The sequence below is a fragment of the Rathayibacter sp. AY1F9 genome (assembly GCF_002932155.1).
Classification (GTDB): domain Bacteria; phylum Actinomycetota; class Actinomycetes; order Actinomycetales; family Microbacteriaceae; genus Rathayibacter.
Genome location: NZ_PSVA01000008.1, coordinates 98,353 through 112,660, shown reverse-complemented (window position 1 = coordinate 112,660; position 14,308 = coordinate 98,353). Strand labels below are relative to the sequence as shown.

Here is a 14,308-nt window from a genome sequence, read left to right as displayed (position 1 = left end):
CACCGGAGGGCCCGGACCCCGGCGACCGCGGCGGGTAGGATCGACGCGCATCCCGTCCCCCTCCCCTGGAGCCTCCAGCACATGGCAGACAGCCGCACCGCCGTTCCCGACACCACTGCGAACGCGGAGGCGACGCCCGAGCGGGAGCAGCCCTACGCGGCCCTCGGACTCAAGCCCGACGAGTACGCGAGCATCCGCGAGATCCTCGGCCGCCGCCCCACGAGCGGCGAGCTCGCGATGTACTCGGTGATGTGGAGCGAGCACTGCTCCTACAAGTCGTCGAAGATGTACCTCCGCCAGTTCGGGCAGAAGGTCTCCCCCGCCATGAAGAAGAACCTCATGGTCGGCATGGGCGAGAACGCCGGAGTGGTCGACGTCGGCGAGGGCTGGGCCGTCACCTTCAAGATCGAGAGCCACAACCACCCGAGCTACATCGAGCCCTTCCAGGGTGCGGCGACGGGGGTCGGCGGCATCGTCCGCGACATCATCTCGATGGGCGCCCGGCCGGTCGCGGTCATGGACGCGCTGCGCTTCGGGGCGATCGACGACCCCGACACCGCGCGCGTGGTGCACGGCGTCGTGGCCGGCATCTCCTTCTACGGCAACTGCCTCGGCCTGCCGAACATCGGCGGCGAGACCTACTTCGACTCCGTCTACCAGGGCAACCCGCTCGTCAACGCGCTGGCCGTCGGCGTCCTCCGCCACGAGGACCTGCACCTCGCGAACGCCCGCGGCGTCGGCAACAAGGTCGTGCTCTTCGGGGCGCGCACCGGAGGCGACGGCATCGGCGGCGCGTCGATCCTCGCCTCCGACACCTTCGCCGACGGCGGACCGACCAAGCGCCCCGCGGTGCAGGTCGGCGACCCGTTCGCCGAGAAGGTGCTCATCGAGTGCTGCCTCGAGCTGTTCCGCAAGGACCTCGTCGAGGGCATCCAGGACCTGGGCGCCGCGGGCATCTCGTGCGCCACCTCGGAGCTGGCCTCCAACGGCGACGGCGGCATGTTCATCGAGCTCGACTCGGTGCTGCTGCGCGACCCCTCGCTCACGGCGGAGGAGATCCTCATGTCGGAGTCGCAGGAGCGGATGATGGCCGTCGTCACGCCCGAGAAGCTCGACGCGTTCCTCGAGGTCGTCGGCAAGTGGGACGTCGAGACCAGCGTGCTCGGCGAGGTCACCGACTCCGGCCGCCTCATCATCAACTGGCACGGCGAGGAGATCGTCAACGTCGACCCGCGCACCGTCGCGGTCGACGGCCCGGTCTACGAGCGCCCGATCGAGTACCCCTCCTGGCTCGACGCGCTGCAGGCCGACTCCTCCTCCCGCCTGCCCCGCTCGACCGGCGGCGACGCGCTGCGCGCCGAGACCCTGGCGCTGCTGGGCTCGGCGAACCTCGCCGACAAGAGCTGGATCACCTCGCAGTACGACCGCTACGTGCTCGGCAACACCGCGCTCAGCTACCCCGACGACGGCGGCATGGTCCGCGTCGACGAGGAGTCGGGCCTCGGCTTCGCAGTCGCGACCGACGCGAACGGGCGCTGGTGCCAGCTCGACCCGGCGCAGGGCGCCCGCCTGGCGCTGGCCGAGGCGTTCCGCAACGTCGCCGTCACCGGAGCGACCCCGGTCGCCGTCTCGGACTGCCTCAACTTCGGCAGCCCCGAGAACCCCGAGGTGATGTGGCAGTTCCGCGAGGCCGTGGGCGCGCTCGCCGACGCCTGCCTCGAGCTCGAGATCCCCGTCACCGGCGGCAACGTCTCGTTCTACAACCAGACCGGCGACGTGCCGATCTTCCCGACCCCCGTCGTCGGCGTCCTCGGCGTGATCGACGACGTCGCGCGCCGCATCCCCTCCGGCTGGCAGGACGAGGGCGACAACCTCTACCTCCTCGGCACCACCCGCGACGAGCTCGACGGCTCCGCCTGGGCCGGCACCATCCACGACCACCTCGGCGGGCTGCCCCCGCAGCTCGACCTGGCCGCCGAGCGCGCGCTGGCCGAGCTGATCTCGGCGGGCGCGAAGGAGTCGCTCATCGCCTCCGCCCACGACCTCGCCGACGGCGGGCTCGTGGTGGCGCTGGCCGAGTCCGCGCTGCGCTTCGGCGTCGGCGCGCGCATCTGGCTCGACGAGCTGATGGAGCGCGACGGCGTCGACGCGACGGCCGCGCTGTTCTCGGAGTCGACCGGCCGTGTGCTCGTGTCGGTGCCGCGCGAGGACGACGTGAAGTTCCGCGGGCTCTGCGAGGGCCGGGGCTACCCGGTGCTGCGCATCGGCGTGACCGACGCGGCGACCCCCGCGGTCGAGGTGCAGGGTCTCTTCACGCTGCCGCTGGACGAGCTGCGCTCGGTGAACGGCGCCGTGCTGCCGCGCCACTTCGGCTGAGCCTCCGGGCGATCCGAGTCCGCAGGAGTCGCGGTGGTCGAGCTGGACCACCGCGACTTCTGCGGTACCGGCTCCGCTCCGGAGTTCCGTGATTACGGAATGTTTGCAATAGTGGAGGCATGACCTCCTCCCGAGACCTCGCCGGCGAGGTCGACGAGCTCCGAGCGCGGCTGGACCGCCTCGAGCGCGCCGACACCCCCGCCGCGCCCGCCGCCGACGATCCGCTCTGGGCCCTGACCGCTCTCCGCGAGCGCCTGCCCTCTCCCGGCGGAGTCGTCTTCGCCGGCTCGGTCGCCACTCCGGCCGGCCCCGTCGAGTGGCAGTACGGCCTCAGCACCGACGCGTTCTTCGAGCGCGACTGGGGAGCGAGCCCCGGGCCGACCGCGCTCGCCGCGCTGGGCAGCCCCGTGCGCCTGCGGTTCCTGCAGGCGGTGGCCGGCGGAGTCGAGACCGTCGCGCAGCTCGCCGAGAGCGAGGGCGCGGGCACCACCGGGCAGATCTACCACCACGTCAACCAGCTGGTCGCCGCCGGCTGGCTGGAGGCGCGCGGCCGCGGCCGCTACGGCGTCCCGCCGGAGCGCCTCGTCCCCCTGCTCGTGATCCTGCTCGCCTCCGGAGGACCCCGATGACCCGCCGCCGCCTCGCCCTCGCCGCCGCCTCCGCCGCGGCCGTCGTCCTGCTCGGCGGAGTGCTGCTCCGTCCCTCCGCTCCGACCCTCTCGACCGAGGCGACGGGCGACGCCGAGATCGCCGGGTGGCTCCGGACCGACGTCGGAGACGGGGCGCGGAACCACCTCGTCGCGGCCGTGATCACGCCCGACGGCGTGCGCTACGGCGGACTCGGAGCCGACGAGCGGACCGAGGTCGAGATCGGATCGGTCACGAAGACGATGACCGCGCTCCTCCTCGCCCGGAGCGCCTCCGAGGGGACGGTCGGGCTCGAGGACCCCGCCGCGGAGCACGCCGACGTCGGCGGCTTCACCGGGACGCTCGAGGAGCTGGCGACCCACCGCTCCGGCCTGCCGCGACTCCCCACCGGTATCGGCGACCTCGCCTCGACGCTCGTCGCCCAGCTGCGCGGCACGGACCCCTACGCGGGCTGGTCGGCCGACGACGTCCTCCGGCAGGCAGCCGAGGCGGACCAGGGCGAGCACGTGCACGCCTACTCGAACCTCGGTGCCGCGGTACTTGGCCAGACGCTCGCCCGCGCCGAGGGCCGCGACTACGCCGGCCTCCTCCGCGAGCGCGTCCTCGCTCCGCTCGGGATGTCCGCGACCTCCGTCCCGGAGACCGCGGACGCCCTCCCCGCCGACGCGCCGACCGGCTTCTCGGCGAGCGGGCGGTCCGTCGACGCGTGGACGATGGCGGGCTACGCGCCGGCGGGCGGCGTCCGCTCCACGGCGGCGGACATGGCCCGCTACGCGCAGGCCCTCCTCACCGACGACCCCGCGCTGGGCGTGCCCGCGGCGAGCGTCCTGGATCCCCGATTCGACGCCGACGGGGCGCGGATCGGCCTCGGCTGGTTCACCTCGGAGTCGGAGGACGGCGGATCCGTGACCTGGCACAACGGAGGGACCTCCGGCTACTCGACGATGCTCGCGATGGACCGGGAGCGCGGCCTAGCCGTGTTCGTCAACGGGGACACGGCGAGCTCGGTCGACGAGCTCGGTCTGCGCCTGCTGCAGCGCGCCGGGGAGGAGTCGTGATGATCGCCTCGATCCTCGTCCTGCTCGTCGTCGCGTTCACCGTCGGCCGCTTCGCCCTGGGGAGCATCCCCCGGCGCCGGGCGGCCGGGTTCCTCGACCGCGACCGCGTCCGGACGCTCGCCCGCGGCGTCGAGGCCGTCGCCGTGCTGCTGCTCGGGCGGGCGCTCGTCGACTGGTCGGTGCTGACGCTGCTCCCCTGGGCCGTGCTGGTGGCTCTCACCGCGGCCGGGGCGGCCGGCGCCGTTCTGCGCTGGGACGGGCTGCCGTGGTTCGAGGACCCGGCGCGCCGCCGCTCGCGGACGACCGGGCTCGCGGCGACCGTCGCCGTGTCGGCGGTCCTGATCGGCGTCCTGGGCTGAGCGCCGCGCACGTGCCGTCGGATCCGCGCCTTCCGCGGTGGTCGCGTGCTGCTGCGAGGCGGGAGGAGTGGCGGCGGGCGCGGGCGGGAGCGGCGTCAGCCGGTCTGCGCGGGGAGGTCGTCGGGCTCGGCGTTGTCGAGGACGCGGCCGTTCTGGTCGCCGACGCTCAGGACGGTCGTCGGGCGGAGGTTGAGGGTGTCGCCGCCGTAGAGGCTGTCGATGTCGACGCCGTCGCGGCGCACCGAGTTCAGCGCGGAGAGGTAGTCGGAGCTGATGCAGAACCGGTCCGCGATCCGCTCGCTGATGTCGCCCGCTGCCACCAGGTAGGAGGCCGGGGCGCCGTCGGAGGCGGTGCTCGCCGTCCCGGTCGCGCCGACGCGGGTGCCGCGGTCGCGCACGCGCTCGAGGTCGACGCCGTCGAGCGTCCCCTCGTCGAGCGCCTGGACGACGCACTCGCCCGAGACGTCCTCGACGGGTGCGGGAGTGGTCGAGACGCTCGGCACCGGCCGCGGCGTGGACTCGGCTCCGGCGGCGGGCGGTGCGGTCGAGGCGGTCGAGGCGGTCGGCTCGGCGGGTGCGGCGGCGGGGCTCGTCGCCTCCGCCGTGCAGCCGGCGAGCAGGACCACGGCGGAGAGGGCGATCACGAGGCGCTGCGTCGTCCGGACCATTCCGCGACTCTAACCCGGCACCCGGGCGGCCGGGCGCCACCGCGCCCAGCGGGCTGCGGGCGATCCGGTCGAGGCCGCTGGACGCGGCCGACGCGCAGGCCCGACCGAGGCGGGGCTCGGGCGGCCCCTGGACGGCGCGCCCCCGATTGACCTCCCCCGTCGATCGCACCCATGCCGAGCACCTGTTGGACACGCGGCCCGAACCGGAGTCGACTGGGACCATGCAGTACACGCACCTCGGTCGCACCGGCCTGTCCGTCTCCCGCACCGTCCTCGGCACCATGAACTTCGGCATGCAGACCGAGGAGTCCGACTCGTTCGCGATCATGGACCGCGCGCACGAGCTCGGCGTCAACTTCTTCGACACCGCCAACGTGTACGGAGGCGAGGCCGGCCGCGGCGCCACCGAGGAGATCGTGGGCCGCTGGTTCGCGCAGGGCGGCGAGCGCCGCGAGCGCACCGTCCTCGCGACCAAGGTCTTCGGCGACATGGGCGAGTTCGCCGCTCCCGGAGCCGAGCGCGGCCGCGACTCCTGGCCCAACGGCGGCCGTCTCTCGGCGCTCACCCTGCGCCGCGCGCTCGACGAGAGCCTCCGCCGCCTGCAGACGGACCACATCGACCTCTACCAGTTCCACCACGTCGACCGGACGACTCCCTGGGACGAGATCTGGCAGGCGATGGAGGTCGCCGTCCAGCAGGGCAAGGTCCTCTACGTCGGCTCCAGCAACTTCGCCGGCTGGCACCTCGCCCAGGCGCAGGAGGCGGCGCGCGCCCGCCACTTCACCGGCCTCGCCTCCGAGCAGTCGATCTACAACCTGCTCGTCCGCGACGTCGAGCGCGAGGTCCTGCCCGCCGCGCTGCACTACGGGCTCGGCGTCATCCCCTGGTCGCCGCTGCAGGGCGGACTGCTGGGCGGCGTGCTCGAGAAGACCGCGGAGGGCGGGCGCCGCTCCTCCGAGCGCACCCTCGCCGCGATCGAGGAGCACCGTCCCGCGCTCGAGCAGTGGGAGGCGTTCGCCCGCGAGCGCGGCGAGGCGCCCGGCGAGCTGGCGCTGGCGTGGCTCCTCCACCAGCCCGCCGTCACCGGTCCGATCACCGGGCCGCGGACGCTCGAGCAGCTCGAGAGCGCCGTCGCCGCCGTCGACATCACCCTCGACGCCGAGGCCCTCGCGCGCCTCGACGAGATCTTCCCCGGCCACCGGACAGCCCCCGAGGACTACGCCTGGTGACCACCCACCCCACTGCGAAGGAGCATTCATGAAGCAGCGCACTCTCGGCGACCTCCAGGTCGGCGCGATCGGACTCGGCGGCATGCCGATGTCGATCGAGGGCCGCCCGGACCGCGAGCGCTCGATCGCCGCGATCCACGCCGCCCTCGACGCCGGCGTGACCCTGATCGACACGGCCGACGCCTACCACCTCGCCACCCAGGACGACCTCGGCCACAACGAGCTGCTGATCGCGGAGGCGCTGCGCAGCTACGGCGGCGACACCTCCGCCGTGCTCGTCGCCACCAAGGGCGGCCACCTGCGGCGCGAGCCCGGCCCCTGGGACCAGGACGGCCGCCCCGAGTACCTCAAGGAGGCGGCCCGCGCGTCCGCGAAGCGCCTCGGCGTCGACGCGATCGGCCTCTACCAGTACCACCGGCCCGACCCGGCGGTCCCCTACGCCGACTCGATCGGAGCGCTGGCCGAGCTGCTCGACGAGGGCGTCGTCCTCCGAGCGGGCATCTCGAACGCCGACCCGGACCAGATCCGCGAGGCGCACGGCATCCTCGGCGAGCGCCTGGTCTCGGTGCAGAACCAGTTCTCGCCGTCGTTCCGCTCCAGCGAGCCGGAGCTCGAGCTCTGCGCCGAGCTGAAACTGGCGTTCCTGCCGTGGAGCCCGCTCGGCGGCATCTCCTCGGCGGGCGAGCTCGGCTCGCGCTACTCCGCGTTCGCGGCGGTCGCCGAGGCCCGCGGCGTGACGCCGCAGGTCGTCTGCCTCGCCTGGGAGCTGGCGAAGGCCCCGGTCGTTCTGCCGATCCCGGGCGCCTCCCGCCCCGAGAGCATCCGCGACTCCGCCACGGCGGCCGACCTGGAGCTCACGCCCGAGGAGTTGGCCTCGCTCGACTGAGCCCGTTCATGACGGAGGAGGGATCCGATCGAGGCACCGGTCCGACGCGCATCGCGGGATCTCGGCGCTGGTCCCTCCTCCGTTGCGAGCACGATCCGGCTCAGACCGCGTCCTGCAGCGGCTGCGGGAGGGCCGAGACGAACGCGCGGGCCGCGGCGCTCGGCCGTTCCGGCACCGCCACCATCGTCCGCCACACCAGGAGCGGATCGGCGAGCGCCACCGCCCGCAGCCCGGCCGGGCGCTTCTCGGCGAAGTGCGCCGGCACGACCGCGATCCCCATGCCGTACTCGACCAGGTCGAGCAGCGTGTGCACGTCGTTCACCTCGAGCTCGACCTCGAACGCGAGGCCGTGCGCCGCGAACGCCCGCGCCGCGAGGTGACTCGCCGCCCAGTGCTCCTGCAGTCCCACGATCGTCTCGCCCGCCAGGTCCGGGATGCGGCAGCCGACGCGGCTCGCGAGCGGGTGACCCGGGCGCACGAGCACCGCGAAGCCCTCGCTCGCCAGCGGCATCGTCCGCACGCCGCCCGGCACGGCTCCGATGTCGGCGACCAGCGCCAGGTCGAGGCGGCCGGCGGCGACGGAGTCGAGCAGCGTGCCGGACCCCTCGTGGATCAGCCGGAGCGCGACTCCCGGGTGCTGCTCGCGGAAGGTCGCGAGCTCGCGCGGCAGGTGCACGCCACCGAGGCACTCCTCCGTGCCGACCGCGAGGCTCCCGCGGAGCACCCCCTGCACGGCGAGAACCGCGTCGCGGGCGGCGAGCGCGCTGGCGACCGAGCGCTCCGACTCCGCGAGCATCGCCCGACCGGCCGGCGTCAGCTCGACCCGGCGCGTGCTGCGGGTGAAGAGGGGGCTGCCCAGCTCGCTCTCGAGCGCGCGGATCGACGCCGAGAGGCCCGACTGCGAGATCTGCAGGGCGCTCGCGGCGCGGGTGAAGTGCTGCTCCTTCGCGACGGCGAGGAAGTGTTCGAGCTGACGCAGTTCCATGGGTCCATCCTCGTCGCGCGGGCGGAGGAGCGGGGACCGGACCAGACACTCTCCAGCGGCCGCTCGGCCTGCCTGTGCGGAGCCGGCCGTCGGGTACGGCGGCCGCCGTCGCGAGAGCCGGCCCGGCTCAGGCGTCGGCGGACGAGATCGCGAGGACGATCGCCGTCAGCGTCGCCCGCAGGCGCTCGAGCGACTCGGGCTCCGACTCGTCCTCGAGGATCGACTGCTTGACCGCGTCGTCGTAGCCCGCCACCAGCAGGCGCACGGCCGTCGTCGGCTCGAGGGAGAAGTCGCGGCGCACCTGGCGCAGCGCCCCGTGCACGATCTGCACGAGCGAGGCGTCGAAGCCGGCGCGGAAGTCGCGGTACTGCGGAGCGATCCGCGGGTCGCGCAGCGCGAGCAGCTCGAACTCCGACTCGACTACGCACCAGCGGCGGTTGTCGGTGGCAGGACCCTGGAGGAAGTCGAGGATGACCACGGCCAGCGTCTCGGCCGTCAGCGGCTCGTCGGCCGAGACGACGCGCGGGATCGTGCGGTCCATCTGCTCGACGAGGGCGGTCACCCGGGCGCCGTTCTCCCGCTCCATGAGCGCGAAGAACAGCTCCTCCTTGCTGGAGAAGTTGGAGTAGAAGGCGCCGCGCGAGAACCCGGCGCGCTCGCAGATCTGCTCGACGGACGCGCTGTGCACGCCGGTCTCGGCGAAGACGTCGTAGGCCGCGTCGAGCAGGCGCTCGCGGGTGCGGCCTCGGCGGGAGGTCTCGGGAGGGGTGGAGTCGATCGCCGTCATCACCAGCCTCCTGCCCGCCCTGTCAACACCTTCGACGCCGTTCACCTTATCCGATACATTCACGTATCGAATACGGTCCTGTATCGGATACGCTCGTGTATCGGAGCCCGGCTCCGCCCTGGTACAGAGACGTATCGCCACCCTCCCCACCCATCGTCAGGAGACCGCGTGTCGTCGCTGCTCTACCGTCTCGGTCGTCGCGTGTACCGCGCCCACCGCCTCGTCGCCGTCCTGTGGCTGCTGATCGTGGTGGCGGGCGGAGGAGGAGCGCTGCTGCTCAACCAGGGCACCGACAACACGTTCTCCATCCCGGGCACGCAGTCGCAGACCGCCCTCGACCAGCTCGAGCGCACCTTCCCCCAGGTCAGCGGCACGTCCGCGCGGTACGTGGTCGTCGCGCCCGACGGAGGCAGCGTCCAGGACGCCGACGTGAAGGGCCCCGTCAGCGACGCGGTCGCCGCGCTCGGCGACGTCGACGAGGTCGCGGCCGTCACGGACCCCTACTCCGACAGCGTGTCCGGCACGATCTCCGACGCCGGGAACGCCCTCGTCATCACCGCGCAGATGGACGGCTCCGCCACCACCACGAGCCCCGAGAGCCGCGACGCGCTGAAGGCCGAGGCGACGACCCTCCAGGACGCGCTGCCCGCCGGCTCCGTGGTCTCGCTCGGCGGCGATCTCTTCGCCCAGAACCTCCCCGGCGTGACCATCACGGAGGCGATCGGCCTCGTGGTCGCCCTCGTCGTCCTCGTGCTCACCTTCGGCTCGTTCCTGGCCGCCGGCATGCCGCTGGTCACCGCACTGCTCGGCGTCGCCCTCTCGATGTCGGCCATCTTCATCGCCACCCGCTTCGCCTCGATCTCCTCGACCACGCCGCTCCTGGCGCTGATGCTGGGCCTGGCGGTCGGGATCGACTACGCCCTCTTCATCATCAGCCGCCACCAGGACCAGCTGAAGCAGGGCATGGACCCGGAGGAGTCGACCGCGCGGGCGACCGCGACCGCGGGCTCCGCCGTCGTCTTCGCGGGCCTGACCGTGATCATCGCGCTCGTCGGCCTCTCGGTCGCGGGCATCCCGTTCCTCACCACGATGGGCGTCGCAGCGGCGGGCGGAGTCGCGATCGCCGTGGTCATCGCGCTCACCCTGACCCCCGCCCTCCTCGGCTTCGCCGGCGCGCGGCTGCGCCCGAAGGAGCGCCGCGCGAAGAAGAAGGCCGCGAAGGCCGCCGCCGCGGGCACCCACGTCGACACCGAGGCGCACGAGGAGGCGGCGACCGCCTCCCCCGGCGGCCACGTGCACGCCGAGGTCCCGCGCGGGTTCTTCCGCGGCTGGGTCCGGGTCGTCACGCGCTTCCCGATCGTGACGATCATCGCGGTGATCGGCGTGCTCGGCGTCGCGAGCATCCCGGCGCTCAGCCTCCGCCTCGCCCTGCCGGACGCCGGCTACCAGGCCGAGGGCACTCCCGCGCGCACCACCTACGACCTGCTCGCCGAGAACTTCGGCGCCGGCTACAACGGCCCGCTCATCGTCACCGGCACGATCATCGGCTCGACCGATCCGCTCGGCCTGATGGACGACCTCAAGGGCGAGATCGAGAAGCTCGACGGAGTCGCCTCGGTGCCGCTCGCGACGCCCAACGAGACCGCCGACACCGGCATCATCCAGGTCATTCCCGAGGGCGGCCCCGACTCCGAGGCCACCAAGGCGCTGGTCGCCGAGATCCGCGACAAGCACGACTACTTCCAGCAGGAGTACGGCGTCGACCTCGCAGTGACCGGCCAGACCGCGGTCGGGATCGACATCTCGGACACTCTCGCCAAGGCCCTGCTGCCGTTCGGCCTGCTCGTCGTGGGCCTGTCGCTGGTGCTGCTGACGATGGTGTTCCGCTCGCTCTGGGTGCCGATCAAGGCGACGCTGGGCTACCTGCTGTCGGTCGGTGCGTCCTTCGGCGCCGTGGCGGCGGTGTTCGAGTGGGGATGGTTCTCGGACGCTCTGCACGTCGACAAGACGGGCCCGATCATCAGCTTCATGCCGATCATCCTGATGGGCGTGCTCTTCGGCCTCGCGATGGACTACGAGGTGTTCCTGGTCTCGCGGATGCGCGAGGACTACGTGCACGGGAGGCCGGCGCGCGCCGCTGTCGAGTCGGGCTTCGTCGGCTCGGCCAAGGTGGTCACGGCCGCCGCGGTCATCATGTTCTCGGTCTTCGCCGCCTTCGTGCCGGAGGGGGACACCAACATCAAGCCGATCGCGCTCGGGCTCGCCGTGGGCGTTTTCGTCGACGCGTTCATCGTGCGGATGACGCTGGTGCCCGCCGTGCTGCACCTGCTCGGCGACCGCGCCTGGCACATGCCGCGCTGGCTCGACCGCATCCTCCCGTCCTTCGACGTCGAGGGCGAGGGCCTCACAAAGGAGCTCGCGCTGGCCGACTGGCCGGAGCCCGGATCCACGGACGTGATCGCGGCCGAGGACCTCCGCCTCGACGGACCCGACGGTCCCGTCTACAGCGGCGTCTCGCTGCGGGTCGCTCCCGGCTCCTCCCTCGTGGTCCACGGGCCGCACCGCTCCGGCCGCACCGCGCTGCTGCTGAGCATCGCCGGTCGGCTCGCCCCCGACTCCGGGCGCCTGAAGGTCGCGGGCCTGGTCGTGCCGATCCGCTCCGCCGCCGTGCGCGGCCGGGTCGGGCTGGTGCGCCTCGCCGGAGCCGCCGACCCCGTCGCCGACGTCCGGTCGGCCCTGGAGTCGGCTCCGCCGATCCTGGTGCTCGACGACCTCGACACGGTCACCGACCCGCAGCTGCGCGGCGCGATCCGGGCCGAGCTCGACGCCGCCCGCGCCGCCGACGACGCGTTCACCGTGGTCGCCTCCTCCGTCGACGCCGAGGCGCTCGACGACCTCCTCCCCTCCGACCGCGGCGTGCTCGCGGTCTCGCCCGCGGCCGAGCGCCGCGCGATCGCAAAGGTCCTCTGACAGATGGCTCTCCTCTCCCTCGAACGCCCCCGCGGCGTCAAGAAGGTGTCCTGGCTGACCCTTCTCGGGATCGTCCTGGTCCCCCTCGTCATCGGCGGCCTCCTGGTGTGGGCGCTCTGGAACCCGACCGAGCGCCTCGACACGATCACAGCCGCCGTGGTCAACGAGGACACCCCGGTCGAGATCAACGGGCAGACCGTGCCGCTCGGGCGCCAGCTCGCGGCCGGCCTGGTGACGGGCGGCACCGACTCCGCGAGCTCGGACGCCCCCTCCTCCACCCCCTCGGCGAGCGCGACGCCGTCCGCGAGCACGACCCCGGTGCCCAACGTCTCCGGCTCGGACTCGACGGGCAACTTCACCTGGGTCCTCACGGACAAGGACGACGCCGCCAAGGGCCTCGCCGACGGCAGCTACGCGACCGTCGTGACGATCCCCTCCTCCTTCTCCGCCGCCGCCACCTCGTACTCCGGCGACGCCGCGGAGGCGACGAAGGCGACCATCGACATCGCCACCAGCGAGAAGGCCAAGCTCGTCGACGACGCCATCTCGGCCACCGTGACCAGCACCGCCACGTCGCTGCTCAACACGCAGCTGACCACGGCCTACCTCGAGAACGTCTACGTCGGCTTCAACACCCTCAACGAGCAGATCGGCCAGGCGGCCGAGGGCGCGGGCACGCTCGCCGACGGCGCCGACCAGCTCGGCACCGGCGCCTCGACCCTCGCCGACGGCACGAGCAGCCTCGCCGACGGGATCGACGAGCTCGCCACCGGCGCCTCCTCGCTCTCGGACGGCGTCGGGCAGATCGGCACCGGAGCCTCGTCCCTCGCCGACGGCGTGGGGCAGCTGGGCACCGGAGCCTCCGACCTCTCCGGCGGAGTCGCGCAGCTGGCCACCGGTGCGCGCGGCCTCTCCGGCGGAGTGGGACAGCTCGCGACGGGCGCCCGCGACTCGGCGACCGGGGCGACCGCGCTGCAGGGCGGCGCCTCCGACCTGGCCGACGGGCTCGACCAGCTGAGGGAGGGAGTGGTGAGGACCGGCGACGGGACCCAGCAGGTCGCCGCCCTCAGCGCCGGCGCCGCCGCCGCCACCGCGGGGACCTTCGAGGCGCTCAGCGCCGCGCTCGAGGGCTGCGAGACGACGCAGTGCCTCGCCGCGCGCGCCGTCATCGCCTCGGCCGACGGACCCACCGGCGCGACCACCCTCGCCACGACGACCGCGGGAGCCGTCGCCGGGATCGACGCGGGCATCCGCCTCGGCGGCGACGGGCAGCCCTCGCTGATCGACGCGGTCGGGCAGTCCGCCACCGGCGCCCGCACTCTCTCGGGAGGCATCGGACAGCTGTCCGGCGGCCTGACGCAGCTCGCCGACGGCGCGGACGACGCCGCGGGCGGAGCGTCCCAGCTCGCCGACGGCCTCGACACCACGGCGGCCGGGTCGGCGCAGCTCGCGACCGGCGCCACCGCCGCCGCGGCCGGCGCCCGCGACCTCGCGACTGGCGCGACCACCGCCGCGGGCGGCGCCGCCGACCTCGCCACGGGAGCCTCCTCCGCCGCCGACGGAGCCGACCAGCTCGCCGACGGCGCGAGCGGGGTCTCGGACGGCGCCGTAAAGCTCGCCGACGGCACCCGCACGCTCGCGACCGGCCTCGACGCCGCGGTCGCGCAGCTCCCGACCTACACCGAGTCGGAGTCGACGAACCTCGCCGACGTCGTCTCGGACCCGGTCGAGAACGCGAGCAGCGCGACCGACCTGTTCGGAGCCTCCAGCGTCCCGTTCTTCGCGACGATCGCCCTCTGGCTCGGCGCCCTCGCGACGTTCCTGGTGCTCGCGGCGTTCTCGCACCGTGCACTCTCCTCGACGCGCTCCTCCGCCGCGCTCGCCCTCTCCTCCTACGTGCCGGCGCTCGTGATCGGCGTGGTGCAGGGACTCGCGGTCGCGATCGTGATGAGCGGGGTCGCGGGCCTGGAGCCGGGCCGCTGGGTCGGCTTCGCCCTCCTGGCGATGCTCACCGGCGCCTCGTTCGCCGCGGTGAACCAGGGGCTGGTCGCCCTGCTCGGAGGGATCGGCCGCTTCCTCGCGATGGTCGCGGCGGTGATCGCGCTCGGCGCGGGCATCATCTCGACGGTCCCCGGGCTGTTCGACGACGTGCTCGGGTTCCTGCCGCTCTCGGCGGCGCAGAACGCGCTGTCCGGAGTGGTCGAGGGCACCGACGGCACGGCCGGCGCCGTCGTCGGCCTGGTGATCTGGCTGCTGTTCGGCCTGCTGCTCACCGTCGCCGCGATCGCCCGCCGCCGGGTCGTCTCGGTCCGCGCCCTGCACCGCACCGCGGAGGCGTAGGCC

General features: G+C 73.6%; 11 protein-coding genes. 8 read left to right on the top strand and 3 right to left on the bottom strand.

Translation table 11 applies throughout. The features are described from left to right. Nucleotides 1-81: 81 nt before the first annotated feature. From purL to C5C37_RS07575, 4 genes are all read left to right on the top strand, one after another. Nucleotides 82-2,376: a phosphoribosylformylglycinamidine synthase subunit PurL gene (gene purL / locus C5C37_RS07590; protein ID WP_104234263.1), complete on the top strand. Its 2,295-nt coding sequence runs from the start codon at nt 82-84 to the stop codon at nt 2,374-2,376. 119 nt (nt 2,377-2,495) lie between these two features. Continuing rightward, the gene (locus tag C5C37_RS07585; protein WP_104222749.1) at nt 2,496-3,005 is read left to right on the top strand and encodes a helix-turn-helix transcriptional regulator; all 510 of its coding nucleotides are present in this window, start codon (nt 2,496-2,498) and stop codon (nt 3,003-3,005) included. After that, nucleotides 3,002-4,081 (top strand): serine hydrolase, encoded by a 1,080-nt coding sequence (locus C5C37_RS07580; protein ID WP_104309580.1) that lies wholly within the window; start codon nt 3,002-3,004, stop codon nt 4,079-4,081. The genes C5C37_RS07585 and C5C37_RS07580 overlap by 4 nt, the downstream gene beginning before the upstream one ends. Continuing rightward, on the top strand, nt 4,081-4,440 hold the full coding sequence (locus C5C37_RS07575; RefSeq protein WP_104338738.1) for a hypothetical protein: 360 nt from the start codon (nt 4,081-4,083) through the stop codon (nt 4,438-4,440). The genes C5C37_RS07580 and C5C37_RS07575 overlap by 1 nt, the downstream gene beginning before the upstream one ends. 95 nt (nt 4,441-4,535) lie before the next feature. On the opposite strand, the gene C5C37_RS07570 is transcribed toward C5C37_RS07575, so the two are convergent. After that, nucleotides 4,536-5,108 carry a hypothetical protein gene (locus C5C37_RS07570; protein ID WP_104247469.1) on the bottom strand — a complete coding sequence of 191 codons (573 nt, stop codon included), beginning with the start codon at nt 5,106-5,108 and terminating at the stop codon, nt 4,536-4,538. Between the two features lie 221 nt (nt 5,109-5,329). On the opposite strand from C5C37_RS07570, the gene C5C37_RS07565 reads away from it, so the two are divergent. Together C5C37_RS07565 and C5C37_RS07560 are read left to right on the top strand one after the other, a co-directional pair. After that, a complete protein-coding gene (locus C5C37_RS07565; protein WP_104222753.1) occupies nt 5,330-6,337 on the top strand; it encodes an aldo/keto reductase in 1,008 nt (335 codons plus the stop codon). Between the two features lie 28 nt (nt 6,338-6,365). Further along, nucleotides 6,366-7,223 carry an aldo/keto reductase gene (locus tag C5C37_RS07560; RefSeq protein ID WP_104338737.1) on the top strand — a complete coding sequence of 286 codons (858 nt, stop codon included), beginning with the start codon at nt 6,366-6,368 and terminating at the stop codon, nt 7,221-7,223. Nucleotides 7,224-7,323: 100 nt separating this feature from the next. Here C5C37_RS07560 and C5C37_RS07555 read toward each other — a convergent pair whose 3' ends face one another. Both C5C37_RS07555 and C5C37_RS07550 read right to left on the bottom strand, forming a co-directional pair. Continuing rightward, nucleotides 7,324-8,208, bottom strand: a complete 885-nt coding sequence (locus tag C5C37_RS07555; RefSeq protein WP_104222755.1) for a LysR family transcriptional regulator — start codon at nt 8,206-8,208, stop codon at nt 7,324-7,326. Between the two features lie 127 nt (nt 8,209-8,335). Further along, nucleotides 8,336-8,995 carry a TetR/AcrR family transcriptional regulator gene (locus C5C37_RS07550; protein WP_104258056.1) on the bottom strand — a complete coding sequence of 220 codons (660 nt, stop codon included), beginning with the start codon at nt 8,993-8,995 and terminating at the stop codon, nt 8,336-8,338. Between the two features lie 168 nt (nt 8,996-9,163). Here C5C37_RS07550 and C5C37_RS07545 point away from each other — a divergent pair, with 168 nt between their 5' ends. Both C5C37_RS07545 and C5C37_RS07540 read left to right on the top strand, forming a co-directional pair. Continuing rightward, nucleotides 9,164-11,965, top strand: a complete 2,802-nt coding sequence (locus C5C37_RS07545) for an MMPL family transporter (RefSeq protein ID WP_104338736.1) — start codon at nt 9,164-9,166, stop codon at nt 11,963-11,965. A 3-nt stretch (nt 11,966-11,968) separates the two neighbouring features. After that, nucleotides 11,969-14,305 carry a YhgE/Pip domain-containing protein gene (locus C5C37_RS07540; protein ID WP_104338735.1) on the top strand — a complete coding sequence of 779 codons (2,337 nt, stop codon included), beginning with the start codon at nt 11,969-11,971 and terminating at the stop codon, nt 14,303-14,305. Nucleotides 14,306-14,308 lie beyond the last annotated feature (3 nt).